Origin of the sequence: Anaerophilus nitritigenes (assembly GCF_004138215.1) — a bacterium.
GTDB lineage: Bacteria > Bacillota > Clostridia > Peptostreptococcales > Thermotaleaceae > Anaerophilus > Anaerophilus nitritogenes.
Genome location: NZ_RYYS01000076.1, coordinates 1 through 18,455, shown reverse-complemented (window position 1 = coordinate 18,455; position 18,455 = coordinate 1). Strand labels below are relative to the sequence as shown.

The 18,455-nt window shown below is 27.4% G+C and carries 13 protein-coding genes; 1 reads left to right on the top strand and 12 read right to left on the bottom strand.

Translation table 11 applies throughout. The annotated features are described in order from the left end of the window. Positions 1 to 107: 107 nt before the first annotated feature. The 8 genes from EK368_RS11865 to EK368_RS11830 form a co-directional block, all read right to left on the bottom strand. Positions 108 to 3,206 (bottom strand): SIR2 family protein, encoded by a 3,099-nt coding sequence (locus EK368_RS11865; RefSeq protein ID WP_165000438.1) that lies wholly within the window; start codon positions 3,204 to 3,206, stop codon positions 108 to 110. Positions 3,207 to 3,315: 109 nt separating this feature from the next. Then, positions 3,316 to 5,184, bottom strand: coding sequence for a TnsD family Tn7-like transposition protein (locus tag EK368_RS11860; RefSeq protein ID WP_207670266.1), 1,869 nt, complete (start codon positions 5,182 to 5,184; stop codon positions 3,316 to 3,318). Between the two features lie 9 nt (positions 5,185 to 5,193). Beyond that, positions 5,194 to 6,855 carry an ATP-binding protein gene (locus EK368_RS11855; protein WP_202976478.1) on the bottom strand — a complete coding sequence of 554 codons (1,662 nt, stop codon included), beginning with the start codon at positions 6,853 to 6,855 and terminating at the stop codon, positions 5,194 to 5,196. Next, a complete protein-coding gene (locus EK368_RS11850; RefSeq protein ID WP_129599978.1) occupies positions 6,842 to 9,010 on the bottom strand; it encodes a Mu transposase C-terminal domain-containing protein in 2,169 nt (722 codons plus the stop codon). The genes EK368_RS11855 and EK368_RS11850 overlap by 14 nt, the downstream gene beginning before the upstream one ends. Further along, positions 8,994 to 9,842, bottom strand: coding sequence for a TnsA endonuclease C-terminal domain-containing protein (locus tag EK368_RS11845; protein ID WP_129599976.1), 849 nt, complete (start codon positions 9,840 to 9,842; stop codon positions 8,994 to 8,996). The genes EK368_RS11850 and EK368_RS11845 overlap by 17 nt, the downstream gene beginning before the upstream one ends. Positions 9,843 to 10,326: 484 nt before the next feature. Beyond that, positions 10,327 to 11,211: a hypothetical protein gene (locus EK368_RS11840; RefSeq protein WP_129599974.1), complete on the bottom strand. Its 885-nt coding sequence runs from the start codon at positions 11,209 to 11,211 to the stop codon at positions 10,327 to 10,329. Positions 11,212 to 11,406: 195 nt separating this feature from the next. Then, the gene (locus tag EK368_RS11835) at positions 11,407 to 12,279 is read right to left on the bottom strand and encodes a hypothetical protein (protein WP_129599972.1); all 873 of its coding nucleotides are present in this window, start codon (positions 12,277 to 12,279) and stop codon (positions 11,407 to 11,409) included. Between the two features lie 70 nt (positions 12,280 to 12,349). Further along, positions 12,350 to 13,405: a PD-(D/E)XK nuclease family protein gene (locus tag EK368_RS11830; protein WP_129599970.1), complete on the bottom strand. Its 1,056-nt coding sequence runs from the start codon at positions 13,403 to 13,405 to the stop codon at positions 12,350 to 12,352. Positions 13,406 to 13,664: 259 nt separating this feature from the next. Here EK368_RS11830 and EK368_RS11825 point away from each other — a divergent pair, with 259 nt between their 5' ends. Continuing rightward, positions 13,665 to 14,552 (top strand): tyrosine-type recombinase/integrase, encoded by an 888-nt coding sequence (locus tag EK368_RS11825; protein WP_243109414.1) that lies wholly within the window; start codon positions 13,665 to 13,667, stop codon positions 14,550 to 14,552. 153 nt (positions 14,553 to 14,705) lie between these two features. Here EK368_RS11825 and EK368_RS11820 read toward each other — a convergent pair whose 3' ends face one another. From EK368_RS11820 to EK368_RS14945, 4 genes are all read right to left on the bottom strand, one after another. Next, positions 14,706 to 15,089, bottom strand: coding sequence for a hypothetical protein (locus tag EK368_RS11820; RefSeq protein ID WP_129599967.1), 384 nt, complete (start codon positions 15,087 to 15,089; stop codon positions 14,706 to 14,708). Positions 15,090 to 15,217: 128 nt separating this feature from the next. Continuing rightward, a complete protein-coding gene (locus EK368_RS11815) occupies positions 15,218 to 15,421 on the bottom strand; it encodes a hypothetical protein (RefSeq protein WP_129599966.1) in 204 nt (67 codons plus the stop codon). A gap of 22 nt (positions 15,422 to 15,443) precedes the next feature. After that, the gene (locus EK368_RS11810; RefSeq protein ID WP_165000437.1) at positions 15,444 to 16,211 is read right to left on the bottom strand and encodes a DUF1444 family protein; all 768 of its coding nucleotides are present in this window, start codon (positions 16,209 to 16,211) and stop codon (positions 15,444 to 15,446) included. 198 nt (positions 16,212 to 16,409) lie between these two features. Then, positions 16,410 to 18,455, bottom strand: a 2,046-nt coding sequence (locus EK368_RS14945; protein WP_165000436.1) for a hypothetical protein, incomplete at its 5' end; no start/stop codon positions are given.

Below are 18,455 nucleotides of genomic sequence, written 5' to 3'. Positions count from 1 at the left end.
ACAACTTTATTTTACTCCGAAGAGGTTTTTTTTACAGCGAAAGAGATTTTTTTGCTAATACATAGTATAGAGCCATGGGTTATGGTTTAAGGAATAATAACCATATTTTATTCAAAATACTTAAAATAAATTTCTTTTAGTTCTTTGTTTAAATCGTCATTAATAATAGCTTTTATAAATTTTGCTTTAATATTATCTTTTGCTACATTTGATGACTTTAGTTTTACAATGAATTCTTCATTTAACCTTAATAACCAATTCAACTTAAATTTATCAAAATCAAAATCTTCAATTGATAAAATCAAATCAAACAAATCATCTTTATTCTTATACTTTTTAAGTGCTTCTATATCGTTTAGTTTTTTATTATAAACAAGATTAGTCAAATATCCTATCTGGGTCTTTACAGGGTCAGGGAAAGACTTCACACTTGTTTTTTCTTGCTCCTGTATTATTTTATCTATCGATTCATAAAATTTTTTCTCCAACTCATAATTAAATTCTATAGTATCTCTTATCCTTGCTTCAGCATATAATGAAGCGGTAAATTTATTATTTAATTCATCTGTTACCCAATTTTGTATTTTAAATTGGATATTCTTATCAAATACATTATACATTTCAATAAATAATCTCCTTAAAATGCTAGAAGATTGTGATTTCAATTCTCCAAATCTAACTTTATCAATTAAACTGTTTATATTAACCTCCTCAACTGTTAAACTGCCATCTACTCTTTTTACTAAATAAGCTAAATTTCTAATTAAATTCGAATTATTAAGAGTTTCTAATTCCCATCCATTACTTCCATTATTATATTGAGAGTTGTTGATTTTTTTAATAAAAGCAATTATAATCTCCTTTAAAAACTCATTTGTTATAATAGTTTCATCTTTTTTATATTGTTCTACAATAAAATAGTCAATAGCTCTGTATACTTCTAAATCAGTATGATTATTGGATATAAAATTAATAATATTATCGATAAACACTTTCAGTTTATCTGCTCCTTCAAAATGTATTATAGAAATTATGTAAATCATATTGATAAATGAATTCAGCAGCATTTTTTTATTTTCAATTGTACTATAACTTGATACAATGTTTTGAAACATCCCTTCCAAATAGATTGATGGTATTTTGATTCTAATTGCTTTTATATTGTATTCCTCAATCATTTTTCTTAATTTCTTAGGTTCTATATATTTTGACATGAGGAATAGTTCAAATTCATCAAATTCATGAAGTGGCATTTCTCTACCTTCCATGCCATCAAATAACCAATCTTCATTATCCTCTTTATAATCTACATTTTGACTTCTATCATAAGTTCTCAATAAAGTTTCAATATACTCCCTATAATATTCTTTTACATCTCTGTATTCATCAATCATCAGAAAATAATTATGTGTGCACTCCCAAAACTCTTTTATTTGTCTCTTATATTCAGGCATATTACTCATTTTATATGGGTCTCCACCAATATATGTTTTATCTACATCTTCTTTTATTTTTTCCTTTAGATTATCTGCATCAATCTTTCTTGAATATAGATAATTATTATTAAATAAAATATCATTTAAAAAGGAAACAATATCTCTATCTTTTTTGGGAAGAGAATAAAATATCTCAATCAAATCACTTTCATTATTTTCGATATTAGAGTTTGAAATTATCTTTTTTATATGCTCGATATATGCCGTTTCTCCTAATACATTAGAAAATGGATAAAGTGACGATTTAAGGTATTTAACTAAATGTTGCTTATTAAATTCACATATATAAAAGATTGTGTACTCTTTATCTCTAAATGCCTTTCTAGATAAATTGTTTAAAATTTCATATGCACTGACATACCTCTTTAAAAGATAATTTGAATATGCTCGTAGTAATTCATTATAATATTTGTTTCTAAACACAGTTATAGATTTATACGTCTGTTTTGCATAATTTTCTATGCCTATATAGTTATTAAATTTTAGAATATTAAATAGCTCTAATTCACCAATATCTCGTGAGAATTTGTAACAAATTTTTTCATTACCGTTATTCTTGCGAATTGTAATATCAATATTTTCAATACCAGCTCTAATCATAACTTTTTTTATATACTCTACCTTTTTAGTTACTCTTTTATCCACTTCTCTTATTTCATCAGTATCTTTGATTTTTTTTATTAAAGTTGTAAATATATTTGCATCATAATAATCTTCATTATTAAAATCCATATTTAGGATACAATTGCTTCCTTTAAGATTATACGCAAAATTTAAACCCATAATATGAAATATATCTTTTAGTCTTAGTTTTCTAAACTCTTCTAATGGTAATAATTTCTCGTAAAAATAGTTAATAACATCATCTATATTTCCTTCATATTCTAAAATGTAATCAATACATCTTACAATATTTTTTCCCCTATTATCATCCAAGCTCTCTATATCTCTATTTTGAAATACTTCTGTTATATCGACAGCACTTACAATGTTAATACCAAGATTTTTATAATAATTGATTTCCACCTGACTCTTTTGATTATCTTCAGAATCTAGAATATAAGCCTTTTGAAAATCTTCACCTAATATATCTTTCAACCATTTTATAATAATTTTCAAATCAATATCTTGTAAAGAATATCCTATGAACACTATTTTATTATTAACAAATAGAGCCTTTAAGTATGTTTCAATTAATTTGAATTGATTAGAATACGATAAGTAATCATCTTCTTTTAGTACTATATTTTTTCTTTTTAAATCACCATGCATTTTTATAAGCAATCTATTATTTTGAGCATATGGCAAATCTTTATCTTCACAAATAATATCATAATAAAGATTACTTTTTTCAATAGCTTGCTCTATTAAGTCATCATAATTCGTCGTAATTATATGCTTAGGGTTTAGTTTTAATATTTTTTCATGTATTAAATTAGGTTCACATTTTTTGTCGAATATATTATTTATTTCATCGTAATATTCTTTTCTTCCTCTTTCATTATAATAGTATTGAGCAATCTTAAGGTAATCGTCACTTGTCATATGTGAATTAGTTTCTATTCCTAAAGAATTAGCAAATTTTTGGATAAGTTTAGACCAGCTTGGTAACTTGGAATTCATAGAAACGCCTGCACCAACAAATACTACTAACTTTCCAGCATCTACAGCTTCTCTTATTTTTTTTATATTATGATTTACTTGTCTCAAAGTATCCCCCCTTTTTACTAACCGAACTTTCTTCATTAATATTATAATTCTATTGGATAAATTTCTCAATTGTTTTATTCTAATTTATAATTTCGTGAAATGTAATCAACTATTGATTGTATCCTCTTTTAATCCCCGCCATTCTCATTACCTTCCATTCTTTAATCTCATCACCTTCTCTTTTTAATTCATCAATAGCCCATTCTATTCTTCTCTGTTGATAATCCTCTATACTCTCCACATTATCTTTAATATATGCCTTAGTTTTAGGTATTTTATCTATATGCTTTTGAAGTAATGAAAGTTTACCAATTTGTTTCCCTATGCTACTAATCGTCAATCTTCTTAGCTTGCCTTCACTTTCCAAAATTTCATTAATAGCTACCTTTACTTCTCTAAGAATTTCCTCATCCCTCTCTTGCCAATTTACTCTTTTATTAATAATTTTCTTAGCAGAGCTTATAGGCGAATTAATATTTAACCATGCTCTATCATTTCTATAAAGCCATGCATAGACAGCTCTATTAAATTCTCTCAATTCAGTTTTTGATTTATCTGGATACTGTTTTATCAAATCAAGCCATTCCTTCCTTTTTCCACACATCTTTTCTTGAAAAGAACCATCACTGCTGACTGCTTCTACCTCATCACTAATGTCATCCAGCTTACTTTTCTCTTTTATTGTCCAATAGGCATTTAATCCTAATTTTTCAACATATCTATTGATTGTATTAGGGTCTGCTTTTAATCTTCTAGCTATTTCCCTTAGTGCAAGTTTTTGTTCAACTAATTCTTTTAACTTGTCTTCCCAGACATGTCCATATTGTTTTACTCTTGTGATTTTATAAATATCCTCTAGTTTTGTATCAGGACCTTTTCTATGATATACAAATCCACATTCACACTTAAATGTTCCAATAGAAGTCTTTTCTTCACTGGAATATTTAATCTCCAATTCATAAACAACAAATTTTTTATAATGCTCTGATGCTGGATTTAAACATGGCCACTTTCCTTCTCCAAAAGGCTGATAGTTCCTCTTTGTATATATTAATTCATCTAAATTCATGTCTAAAAAATCTATCATTAATAAATGCCTAATTGGATGAAATGATTTTCGGTGTTTCCTAATAATCATCCTTAACCAACTAGATTCATTATTATCATCTACGTTACTTTGCACAAGTTCTAAAAATTCTTCTCCATAATAATCTTTAAATTTTCCAATAAGCTCTTTATATCTAACTCTACCATTTATATTTGCTAACCCTAATTCCTTTAATCTATTACCATATTGATTACAAAACCAATCTAATGGTTTATTGGGATATTTATTATTTAGTAAAACATCCACATTTTCAGCCAATTTAATTAATCTATCCACAGTTCTATGTGAAAAACTTTCTGAAATATTTTTTCTTTTCCCTATTACACTACAATTATTTGTTGTAGCTGCAATATACTCATGTTTATTTTTAGAATGAATTAAAACCTCACTATCTAATAGCAAGGTTTTATGCTTTGTACATATATGGATACATGGAATTTGATGATTTCTATGCCAATACAGTTCACCATATTTTTTTAAATCTTCCTTAGCACATTGGGGACAATACTTAAAATATTTATTTTGAACTATGGAGCTTGCCATTATGCCCGTTCTATTATAAATGCTGCTCCCACCCTTTCCTTTCATTGAATCCATTATTTCAATAGCTCTATCTTTTGGTAAAAATGTTGTGTAGAAGGGGTATAGTGTATTTTCATATATGATTTTTTCTGAAGTAAGATTTTTGTTAATGGAAATATTATTTACCATTACATCTAAATTAGATGGTAAATCTACTATTGCCGTAATGGTTCTTGAACCAAACAGCTCTTCCAAAGTCAATTTGATATTTAAATTCCCTTCTCTAATATTATATCTAGCAATAGTACTATACAATAATTCATCTTCATACATTCTTGGTACAAACATAATCATCCTCTACACCGCCTTTACAATATCATTTTCATGTATTTTAATTACTTCTTCTCTTTTTAATGCTTCATATGCTTTTAACCCTTTCTCTTTACCTCTCTGTATAATAACTCTTAAATCTTTTTTATCTACTTTAATATTCACTTCAGTTTTTTTATCTTTATCTATATCTTTATTTAGTATCATTTTAAATGCTAATTTAACAATTTCCTTAGTACCTATTGATACTCCTTGTGTTGTGGTTATCTTTTCTACATATTTTTTTGCATCTGATACACTAACATCTAATTCAAGTAATTTTAATATAGCTTCATCTTTAATATTATTTGATTGTAATTTTTTCTCTTCTTTCTTTAACTTTTGAATTTCTTTAATCTTAGTATTTAAGCTAATTTTTGATAATTCCCCTTGTATAAAACCCTCAATGTTAATTGGTGCTATATCTGTATATCTAGCTATTTCGCTTTTTTTGCCTAAACGTAATGCATTTATCATTGGTCTAACAAGTTGTAAACTATCCTTTGCCACTTGTCTTATTAACCTTGCATTAATTTCTTCTTTGCCTGTTGCAATTGCTCTGATTTGTGCCAAAAAATAGAGTTTGACAGCTATATCCATTACCCCTTGACTTTCATCATATAGAGCCTCATTTATTTCTTCAGTTAATTCACATTCCTTTCTAGTCCATTGATATTCCCACAAACCTTCAATTAATAAATCCCAAGATATATCTTTCTTCATTCTTTCCCATACCATATCTCCTTGCCCAGAACCACGTCTTGCTTCTCTAAAACTTCCTTGAAGCACTGGCATACAACTATTCGTGCCGATTAACATAATTGGTACATTGACCATATTTATCATAGTTACGAAAAAATTCATCATTCTTGTTGAACCTTGACTTTTTGCAGATGACAAGTGCTGTATTTCATCTATGATTAGTAATCCAAGATTTTTTGAAGCTGCGATTTGTGCCATAGCTGGTAACATTGTACTTACAGATAATCTACTCTTTCCAAACTTTTGATAATAGTTAGTTCCTAGTAAATTATCGATTTTTATAAAAAAATTAACACAAAGGCTTTTTATTGAACCATCGTGCGGACAATCAATTTTAAGATAATTTATCTGTACCAAGTTCATATCTACACCTTTATAATTCGAATGTACAATAACTTGTGGAATAGTAGATAATATTCTATTAACCGCTGTACTTTTTCCCATGCCAGATGGTCCCACCAGTGTAAATCCTGCTGCTGTACTTGGGTAATTTACATTATTCATGTAATTTATGTTCCCTTCTTTTATCCTTTCGTTTCCTCTATGGAGCATTTTTGTATATTGAGGTTTTATAGGATTTCGCCCCATATATCCTTGCCTTATCATTCTTGATATTCTGTTTTCTAAATCAATATGATGCGCTAATGGCTGAAAATATTGAAATATTCTTTGTATAATATGAACTCTCAAATGTGGCTCTAACTTTCTTTCTTTTTCATAATAATTTGGGTAATAAGCAATATTTTCAATCACTTCTTCTTTGGTAAGTATTGGTGGTAATGCTTCAATGAGCGGATTCCCAATATAATCTTCAATAATTTGTTGCTTATATTCAGCTGATACTACATTAATATTTGTAGGTAAAATCATCTTATTATTCTCCTCCATTTAATCTCTCCTTTCTCTTTGTTCTCAATAGCTCTATATCACTTTGTAATGTATAATCCTCTTCCTCCTTTTTATTTATTGATATTACTTCTGCATCCTCATTTTTTTCTCTCTTACCTAATTCAAAATACTCTTCTTCTCTATTTATCATCTTTTCTATCTTTCTATTTTGATTAATTCCTTTAATTTTTTGTGTTTTACTTATCTTTTGATTTACTTCATTTTTATGTTCCTCTTGTGCCTTCTTTACTATATTTTCAATTTCTGATAGCAAATCAATATTTGATTGCATGTAGTCTTGATGATTCTTATTTAATTCTAATTTTTCTTTTTCTAAAAGATATTCAATTTCTTCTAATGTTTTATTCTCATATCTACTCTGATGACTAAGTAAAAAGCATTTTTCATAACTTCTACCATTATCTTTTTTCATATAAATATAGTCCATATTCCTAATATCATAGGAAATATCAACTTTCCAACTACCAAAATTTCTAGCTGTCTCAAACCAGTTTTCTTTGAGCGCAATTTCTGAACCATAATATATTCCTTTAAATCTAATACCTTTAGCCGTAATTGTAGCTGTATCAGTTGGCATAAGATTTAACTTCACTAGTTCTTCTGGCACATATCTTAACTTCCCAGCCCTATTTTTTATTCCCCAATTCCATAGCTCTATTGGAATACACTTCAAATCATCTTCTATCATGAGAGTATCTCTATTATAGTTAGTTAAAATTTTATGATTATTATGATGTAATACACTTTTTATGATTATTTGGGTAAACTGAAAAATATCTAGCTTTGCATCTAATCGATAATCCCGTCCCCCTCTTTCTTTAAAATCAGCAATTACAGTTCCTGGTGCAATCCTTTTTACTTTCTCTTGAATCGTTCTAAAATGGCGTTCTACGATTGCTTTGGATTCAGCTTGAAATGGTGGGGCGTTCATCACCTTTATTTGAAAATTTTTTATTAACTCTTGAATTTTCGGTGACTCCAATTCCCCTCTATCTGCCATTAATGATTCTCCTAAATAATTAACTGGCCATTCTTCTTTCGTAATTCTAATATCATATATCTTGCAAAACTCCACTTTATCCATAGCTGCATTCGCTAAAGCCATCATTGCTCCTGTCCAACTTGGTCCTTCAAATCCTACATGTATACCTGCTATTAGCCTTGAAAATTTATCAATTATTATATATAGAATAGGGCGTCCAACAATCCAATTTCTGTTATACCTTGAGACAAGGTATATATCACACACTGTAGCATCTATCTCAAAAATTGAACCTGGTCCTAATGCATCATCTGTAGCTCTCCCTGTAATTGCTCTATTTTCTTGAGAATATGCTTTCTTACCCTTTCGTGCTGATATCTCTCTTTTTAGATTTCTTTCTTTATAAAACCAATATTTAAATTGTCCTATGGTAGGTAGCTCATTGTCAGCTTTTAAAATAGGAATTTTAACTCCATTTTTCATCTTAAAATCTTCATAAAAAAAATCTTTTAGCATCATTTCATAAGCATGTGTAATAGATGGATTTTTTCTACTATAGTAATATCTACTTACTGCTGTTTTAAAAATTCTTTTTATGGCCTCATCAATATTAATTCCTCCACTTGAATCATTTTCATATTTTCTTGGTCTTCCTCGTTTTTTATTACTTGAACTTTTACTTCTCCCTCTACCACCACATCTTGAATAATAAGGAACTAAAGCATTAATATTTTTGCCACCACACCAATATTTCTTTAAATACTTAGTTACTGTTCTGTCACTTACCCCAAACTGTTGTACTGCTCCTTTTATGAGCTTACTTCTAAATTTAGGTATATATATGTTTGGCTCATTATTACTAAGAGCTATTTGAGAAATTATCTCCCATGCTTTATCCCTAACCTCTTTCTCTGTATGGTTCATATCATCTTCTACAACATTATTAATATATGGGTCCTCTTTTAAAACTTCTGCTAATCCTGTTTCTAACATATTTTCTATATCTGTAATCTTCTTCATATATGGCAATCTATTAGAGTGAATATCAAATACATAAGCTATCTGATATTTCTCATCAATCCATAAAATTCTCTCAATCCTCTCTACTTCTTTAAATACGGATTTTATAATCATATTAACTGTTAGCTGCATTTCTCCAATTATATACTCCCTTCATTTTAATCTCTTTTATTATCTCAATAGATGGCTTATTCATATCTATTTCTTTATTCATATCTACTTTTATAATTTTATTTGCTATAAGATGTTTAAATATGAATAATCCCGAGCCTTCATCTAATCCATATCTCAAATCAAAATCAGCAGTCACCTTTCTAATACTATCAGTGGATTTTATCAAACTATCACATAATAATTCGCAATAACGCCTTGCTTCATCATCTGTATTTGTTACATGTCCTTCAAAATTCTTAGTAGCATGAACCCATTGCACATTTTTAGCTTTTATCCTTGGTATTTCTCGTTGAGTTACAATTCCCCACTCAATACCCTTGGATGCCCAATATCTTCTTTCAAATTCAAATTTTTCTATAACATGTTTTTTCTCAAATTCAGATGCAGACTTTATGCTTCTAGCCACCTCAACATTTCCTTGTGCTGTTGATATCGTTATTAGAAAAGTAGTTGTAAGTATATATTGAAACCCAGTTTTCTTATCTTTAAAAGTATTTAAATTGATGTCTGCTGTATAAATATCTTTAGTTTCAAGTAAAGGATAATGCTCTCGAATATCCTTTACACAATCTTCCCATTCTAAAAGATAAAAGTATCTTGTTTGAATATCTGTAAAAAAGTGATGCACTCTCCCTGTCTTCCATCCATAAACCCTCGATGCTCTTCCTTGACTTGGGAAGTCTTGAATACATAGCCACGGCTTATATTCACCTCCAACTCCACTTCCACGACCTTCTTTTAAAAATTTATTGAGCTTTGACTCGTTGAAACTATTATCACGTTTAGCCATTTCAATCCCCTTTACTAGATATTTAATTATTTCTTATTATCTTTGTTACGTTTATATGCCCACCACAGTATTATGATTCCATATGCAATTGCTAGGAACCATATCAGTGGACTTGTTACTATTATGGATATAAGCATACTAAACGTAAGAATATGCAATGGATTTGATATATCAATCGTTATATAAATTTTACTTCTCTTTTTGTCATCTTTAAAAAAATTATTTTCAATGTAGATATTAAAAACTATTAGAGCGATGCTACAAGCACAATTCACAAAATACGCTAACTCGCTCATGATAAATCACCTCTTTTCTTGTCTGTAAATAAAAAGTGTCTTTCCATATTTGCAAATTAATCACTTTTTTTTAAGTAATAATTGCACCTATAAAAAGACACCTCTATATTCATATTATTTTATTATAAATTTGATACAGCTTTATTATACCGCTTCAAAATGTACTTTTGTAGCCTTTACCTAAAACACTATAAATCTTCTGCCATTGCATATAATATATTTATTATATAATCTGCTAGCATCTCTATATCATTTAAATTAGGACGGCTGCCAGAATCATGGGAATAATCATTCATTATCCATCTTTTTTTCTGTTCAATTAACTTATCCATATTAGTGTTATTTTTTTTAACATCTTGTTCAAGCTGATTTAATGTTTTCTTTTTATAATTAGCAGTTGTAATATAATTACTATTTAAGTTAATATTATAGAACTTTAATGCTCTCTCCAATAGAACTCTCAATGAATTTCCCATATTACTAATTTTCATATAATCATATTTATTTGTGTTCTTAGCATCACTTTTTATTGATTCTACCTGTTCTTCAATATCTATCAAATTCATAAATCTAAGAAAATCTGTTGTATATTCAATATTAGGACCTGGTTTGTGAGTTAAAACTACACTAAAAAAAGGCATATCATTTATAATACATTGATAAACTTTATTGTTCTTAATATATCTCAATTCTGAAAAAAAGTCAGCACTACTTGATACAATCGGATGACTATTCGGAAGTCCTAAACTCCTTCTTATATCTCTATGTTCCATTCTGAACATTTTAATAACTATATATTCTCTTCTATCCATATTAACTACTTTTATTTTTTCAATCTGTCCTCCCAAGTATATATAATGTGCTTGAAAAATATCAATTACCTCATCCATATTTTGTACATCATCATTTTTCCAATATAATTTAAAAAATCCATTTTCCTCTTCAATATGTATTATTTCATCGAAAAAATAGAATGAAAGTAAGTCCGCTACAACTTGATTATTATTTTTAGAAATATAAAACTCTAGAATTTTTTTAATATCTGCATAATCTCTATATTCAATCATACCCATAACACTTATTCCCCCCTAAGATTATATTCATTGCAAATAAAACTAAATAATGCAAAGTTTCATTTTACTATTCTTATAATTCATCACTTTGGTATGAATTATTTCCATAAATCAGCACTAATTATTGTAATTACCACACCCTGGAACTTATATATATTTTTTAAATTATCAATACTTTTGGTTATATAGTATAACTTAAATTCGCTCCTTAATCTCTTCAATTAAATAAATATCTTTCCTACTCACATCTATTCCATCTTTAAGTCGTATAATTGGGTTATCATGTCCATCCCAATTTGAATACATATCTTTAATCAAAAAATATAATAAATATCTGTATATCAGAAATATTTTTCTTTTATAATTTAAATATTTGTTATTATCAAATGTAAGATTATTTACATCTACCCAAAAAGTCACTTTAAAAGTTTTATTTTGATATTGCCAATCGTTTATTAATTCATTCTTTTTTATTACTCTAGCAATATTTTCAAGTATCTCTGGATAATATTGAATATGTCTTACATTTCCATTTGATTTAAGCTCTTTATTGAATAAGAATCCATTGACACATTTATCTGGCCCATAAAAACTATTTCCTTCAAACCTTCTTGAAATCATTCTAGCTGTTGGTCCATTTGACTTATTATAATAATCACTAAAATCAACTAGTATTCCATCATTATACATTCTTAAAATTCCTTTATATTTTTTAAATATAATATTATGCTTATCAAAATGTTTTTGCAGTGTCGTTGATTCAGTTAATACATTAAATAAATTTCTTATTGGATTATTCTCTAATTCTTTTTTATTTTTTCTAGTTGTTAAATGTGAAATAGTTATTTTATCAATATAAATATCTTCTACACTTTTAATAGAATCACTGGATTTACTTATAATATAATTTATAAATTTTTGCACATTTATTTCTTTCACACTGTCTACGCATAATAGTTCTCTTAAATTAGAGTAAATATACTCCTCAACAACACCCTTATTTATACCAAAATTATCCATAAATGACTGGTATATATTATTGCTATCTATCTTCACAATATTTTTCATTTAGATATCCTTTCTATTATACACACTCATGTATTTAAATAAAAAATTATAATTTCATATACGCAGACTCCTATTTCCAATCCAATTCACTAGTATTTTTTCTAAATTCATCTAGCTCCTCTAGCCTTTTTACAAACCATTCCTGTATTTCGTCTAGCTGATTTTTACTAGATACAAATTTAGAAAGTGGTTCTTCAAACCATGCATTACTTCCATCATTACCTACATATATATAATCAAAAATACTATCATCATCTTCTATAATCTCATTAAACTTACTACAATTATCATTGTTTTTTTTACACTTTATACCTACCATCAACTTAGGGATTATTTTCCCCTCATTTGCCGAAATAGAGAATCCCACATACACTTCCGAATATCCTTGTCCAAATACTTGTTCCACCCATAACCAACAACCATTACTCTCATTAATCTGTTTTATAGTAGATGTCTGTTTTGATACTCCAAAATTATCTGCCAACATACTTCTTACATTATCAAAGCATTCATTTATTTTTGAAAATGTATAATTAACATTGCTTAGAACTATCATATCTTGAAAATTAAACTCTCCTGCACTACCCATTTCCTCACTCCTCATAAATTCTAAAAATTCTTTAACCATTTTATTATCTTCATATTTCTTTAAAAACTTATAGACATTCATCCATCTGAACTGCTTAAAATCTATATTGGTGATGTTTTTCTTATCATAATATTTGGTGCAATATCTCAAATAAACACTCTTATTTTCCTCTTTCAGTATATTGTCAAGAACCTTAACATATCTTTCTAGTTGTCTGTCACCTTCTGTAGAATTGACTTTATTTTCAATAAAACATATTGTATAATCATTTTCTAATACAATATCAACTATGCAATCAGTGTCATTCTTTAAATAAAATTTTCTTTGAGACTCTACTTGAAAATTATCTTCTGAAATTTCTAATACGTTATTTACGAAATCATTAAGTATATCAGGATTTTCTTGAAGCAAACCTACTAGAATCTCTGTAGTATAATCTTCTAATGGTGTTTTCCCAGAATCTTTATTTTTTCTATATAACTTTAATAGTCTATTATAAATATTACCGATAGCTTTCTCCTCCTTATGAAATTTCAATTAATTTCTTAATATATCCATTATAATCCACTGTTTAAAATTTCTCTATATTTCAATAAATCTTTTATTCAAACATTAATACAACCTACTTTGTACAAAACTATTGTTTTGTACACAATATTTTAACTTTTCTCCCCTATATCATATAAAACTAGCCCATTATCCCTATAAAAATTGGAAACAAAACTTTTTTCTGAACTTGAAACAACTCCGCTTTATTTTTTATAGTGTTTTTAAAAATATGAAGGAGATTATCCAAATGAAAAATAGGAATTTATACTTTAAAGAATTTAGGCTCTACTTATTAAAAAATGACAAATCAGAATCATCAATCAAAACATACACAATCAATGTAAATCTTTTTATTGAATGGTTTGAAAATGAAACCAAAGAGATTTTTGCTCCCGAAAATATTACCGAGTTAGATATTATAGATTGGAGAAATCATTTACAGGAAAATATCAATCAAAACGAAAATACTATCAATCTAAAATTAGCCAGCCTAAAAAATTACTTTGAGTTTCTGGAAGCCGAAAAAATAATAGACCAAAATCCTAGCTTAAAAGTTAAGCGAATCAAATCAGTTTTAAACTCTACATCAAAATCTTTTTCCGATTCAGATTTCAGGAAAGTCCGCAGGCATATACTAAAGTCTGGTAATTTGCAACATTGGTGTATGTGGAATATTTTTGTAAATTGTGGTGTTAGAAATTCCGAATTAACTAATATCAAACTTGAAGATATTGAACTGTCTGAACGGAAAGGTAAACTACGTGTTCGTGGAAAAGGAAATAAAATAAGATATGTTCCTCTAAATAATATGGTTCGTGATTCTATTAATGACTGGTTAAAGATTAGGAGTAATATGAATATCAACTATACAAATATATTTATATCAGAAAGAAAAGCTCCCTATACCAGAAATGGAATTTGGAAAATTTTTAATAATTATTTCACTGAACTTCGATTAGAGAAAAGATATAGTGTTCACTCTTGTAGACATTATTTCTGTCGTAGTCTTCTAAAATCTGGAGTTGACTTATCAATCGTAGCAGCACTTGCTGGACATTCATCGGGTTTCATTACATCTCAAATTTACACTTTACCTCTAACAGATGAATTAGAGGATGCAATTAACAAACTATAAAAAATGAAAGTCGTGGTCTTTAAATTAGCCACGACTTTTTAATGTCAAAAACTATATCTTATTTGGATATATACTTAAAAACCATAATCTATAAATTTGACCTTAATACCCACCTAAAATTCACTTTTTCCAGAAACTGTACTTTTCGAAGCACTAGTTCAAATATTTCGATTCGTCTCCTTGTACAATCATCACCCATTCTTTGACTTGCATATAAAACTGCTCTAGCTCCTTCACTAACCTTTCATCTACTTTCATAATCTTATTCGTTATCATAGAATGAAGATAGCAGATTTTATCTAGTACAATCATATCTTCTTCATCAAAGCTCATTTCAATATTTTCTGAAACTCTTCCCAAATACAATAATATCTTCATCCTTAAATTTCTATGAAATTCAAGTTCAGTTCTAATTTCTTCTTCATCCCGAGCTTTTGCTTCTAACTCTTGTTTTAATATCTCTATATGGTAATTTACTAATTTTATAAAAAATTTTACCAATGAGTATGATGCTTTTAATCTTATTTCAACACTCATCTCAATACCTCCTATTATATATAAATCCTTTATTATCTTTGCATATTTTATAAATTGATTTCATCACATTTCAAGTAATTTTTTCCCTAGCAAAAAAGAAGCCTCTCGGCTTCCATTTCTTAAATAACTTAATTTATTTTTACTGGTTCTTCTTTAAGAATCTCATAAGATTCCTTTATAAAAAACAATGCTACCATACCAAAAGCAAATGGCACATATTCTTTAACATCAATAAACATCCTTGATGCTATATTGGTTAATATTGCAAAACACCCAAATCCCACTACTGCAACCATCATTATTGTAAATAATTTATATTTTAAATCTCTCATTTTATCACTCCTCATTTCTTATTTATTTAACTAGTCTTAATTTTGTTTCCTTGTTATCTGCAAAACTTAATTTTCCATCTTCAATTTTATAAATCCTTTTTGAGATTGTTTTCTCGATACCAGGGTCAAACTCTACAATTTCACTTAGAACATCTTGATATACACTATTGTTAGAACATACAAGAAATGTAGTCTCATTTGGAAAAGCTATGAGTGCATCTTTCTTATTAGATATTTTCTTAATCTGCTGTTGAATCTGTGTATTAAAAAAAATATTACTACCAATTGAATTTTCAAACTTTAGCATATAGATTTTTAGTTCTTCATCTAAAGGGACAAGAATGTTGCTGAATTTGTTGATATTATTTTGAGCATATTCTTCTATCTCTGAAAGCGATAAATCATTATTCATCGCATCTTGATGTGTGATATATCTCCACACCTCGCCCATATCTTCTACGAAATAAGTATATAAATCAGCTCCTAGCTCTTTTTTAATGAACATGTCATCATTCTTCCCAGCAAACCCCTGTTTTCTTACGACAGGTAGTATTCTATCAATATCAATTTTATGACATTGTTGCATTATCTGATTTTCAATTAAATCAATATAAGTATTTAGTAATTTATTGTAATTACCATCTCTCATATATTCTAAATACAAATCATTTGGCAAATGAATATCAAACCCTTTATGAGTTATATATATTGTTTCATCTTTAAATTTCACTGTATCAAATGAGTTTCTTAAATCATTGCAAAATTTATTTATGAAAGTGTCTTTATTCACAACTCCACTCCTTTCAGCTCTTTGTGTATCTATATACTACCGCAAAAACATAAATAAGTCAGGCATAAAAACTAAATTTCATTTATGAAATTATTGATACTTTTTGTACATAAAGAAAGAGCTAACTATTTTTTATTAGCTCTATCATTAATTCCATATCATTCTCTATTATAAATTTTGTGATTAGAAAAACCTTAATCACATAAAACTGTAGTTTCCTTTATTCATTTGGTCTATTTCATATGCCATTGTTAGTAAAGATTTTTCAAGTCCAATACCCAAAACTTGATTTCGCATATCAGAAAATTCATTAAAAGTAATGCCATCTTTATGCGCGACAAGATTTCGAAGCCTTGAAAATTGTTCCAACTTATTTCCAATTAAATTTAACTTTTCTATATAAAAATCTTTGTCATCTTTATTATTAGTTTTAGTATTAATATAATCAATAATTACCCTATCAAGTCTGCCATTTAAACATTTTCCAATTTGTCCAATTGCTAAATGCTTATTTTTTACTATATTATCAATTACAAAATACCCATGATTCCGAATTCCTCTGCTTAATAAATAATTTCGTAAATCATCAATAAATTTTATATTCACTTCATTTTCAACCGCTTTAGCTAAATTTATAGCAAACATTGAATATTCTAAGTTTGAACACTGTTTTAACGATGTAAGTAAGAACTCACTTTGGCTCAAAAATTTTTTAGTCTCTAATTCAAAGCTATTCCAGATATCTTGTCCAAATATATTAAATTCTAAAAATTTCTGGAATGTTGTGATATCATCTTCCTTGCCTCGTGTTAAAATATTTATACTATTTGATACGTGTTCAAATAGCACTTGAATTTTAGAGTCTATTTCACTTTCATTTTTGCTCTCTAACATATCTACAAAAGACGATTTCAAATTATTATATGTTTTTAATCTATCAGCTAACAACCCAAAATGATTTAGTATATACTTAGTTAATTGTGAAAAATCAATTACATTTGCATCGGGATTTACAGTGAAAATATTTATAAAACTATCTTTCATATCACTAACATATTCTTTTTCTTTGTTCACAGATGCTTCTCTATTCTTAAATACTATAACACCTAACCCTTTATTATGTTTTTTTGCTTTTTTATTAAAATTATCTAAATATCCAACCATTTTATATACCTTATCACTTACAGTTGGGTTTATATACTCTCTTTTGTTATTATTTATTTTATAATATATATTTTTTGCATCGATTAATACAGGGTCAAAATTTTGGCAATCATCACAGGTTATAACTATATCTAAATTACCTCGTAAATATTTTATATTTTCTTCATTATCTGAAGAAATCTGAATCCATTTAGGTTTATTATCATCGTCCCACATTAATTCAGTTGACTTTTGGAAATATATTTTAATATTTTTTGCTACATTATCATTTACATATTTCAACTGATATATATGCGTTCTTTTTCTTTTCCATAAAGGGTTTATACCTTCAGCAGCATAACTATTTGTTAAAGTAACAGTTTCAATATTCATTCCAAAATCACTAATAAAGCTATTTTTTATTTGTTCTAAAATCCATAACTCAAATAGCTTATCATCAAAACTAGAATTATATAAAAGCAAAGGTAATCTGTCTAAATTATCTATTTTAGAATTTAGTGAATGCCACCATTTAATAATTTCACCATAAGTTTTAGGATTAGCTTCACGTCTCCTAACTTTTTGCTCTACTACTGGTAACATTTTATTTATCAAATTTACACAATTCTTTTTACCTATTTTCATATTTTCTTCAATGAGTAGTTTAAAATCCCCAGAATGTAATAGTTTAAACAATTCTTTTTTTAATTTAACAAGTTTCTCCCAATGGCCACTTGAATAAAATTCTTTAATAAAATCTTTATCACTAATGGAAATATCATTAATAAGTTTAAAGGCATATTGTACTATCAATAATAAAAACTTATTTTCAATTATATTATAATCTTCTTCGAGAACCCTACATGGAAAATACTTTTTAGTATGCAGATTTAAATATTCAGTTCTTATGTATTTTCGAATATTCAACCTTCCCCTAATTGAATTTACTACATTTATATCTTCTACTTTTATATCTCTTCTTAGTTGATTACTAATTGTATATAATAATTCTTTCAATTCAAGTAATTTAACAATATTGTAATTCAATTTAATTGCTTCAAAAAAATCCGAATAATCGTCAAATTCTATATTATATATATC

Excerpts from the sequence above, each read along its gene's own strand:
- EK368_RS11835 (WP_129599972.1), bottom strand. The coding sequence starts at position 12,279 with ATGAAAAATATTGTGAAGATAGATAGCAATAATATATACCAGTCATTT.
- EK368_RS11860 (WP_207670266.1), bottom strand. The coding sequence starts at position 5,184 with ATGTTTGTACCAAGAATGTATGAAGATGAATTATTGTATAGTACTATT.
- EK368_RS11855 (WP_202976478.1), bottom strand. The coding sequence starts at position 6,855 with ATGGAGGAGAATAATAAGATGATTTTACCTACAAATATTAATGTAGTA.
- EK368_RS11825 (WP_243109414.1), top strand. The coding sequence starts at position 13,665 with ATGAAAAATAGGAATTTATACTTTAAAGAATTTAGGCTCTACTTATTA.
- EK368_RS11820 (WP_129599967.1), bottom strand. The coding sequence starts at position 15,089 with ATGAGTGTTGAAATAAGATTAAAAGCATCATACTCATTGGTAAAATTT.
- EK368_RS11815 (WP_129599966.1), bottom strand. The coding sequence starts at position 15,421 with ATGAGAGATTTAAAATATAAATTATTTACAATAATGATGGTTGCAGTA.
- EK368_RS11845 (WP_129599976.1), bottom strand. The coding sequence starts at position 9,842 with ATGGCTAAACGTGATAATAGTTTCAACGAGTCAAAGCTCAATAAATTT.
- EK368_RS11850 (WP_129599978.1), bottom strand. The coding sequence starts at position 9,010 with ATGCAGCTAACAGTTAATATGATTATAAAATCCGTATTTAAAGAAGTA.
- EK368_RS11840 (WP_129599974.1), bottom strand. The coding sequence starts at position 11,211 with ATGGGTATGATTGAATATAGAGATTATGCAGATATTAAAAAAATTCTA.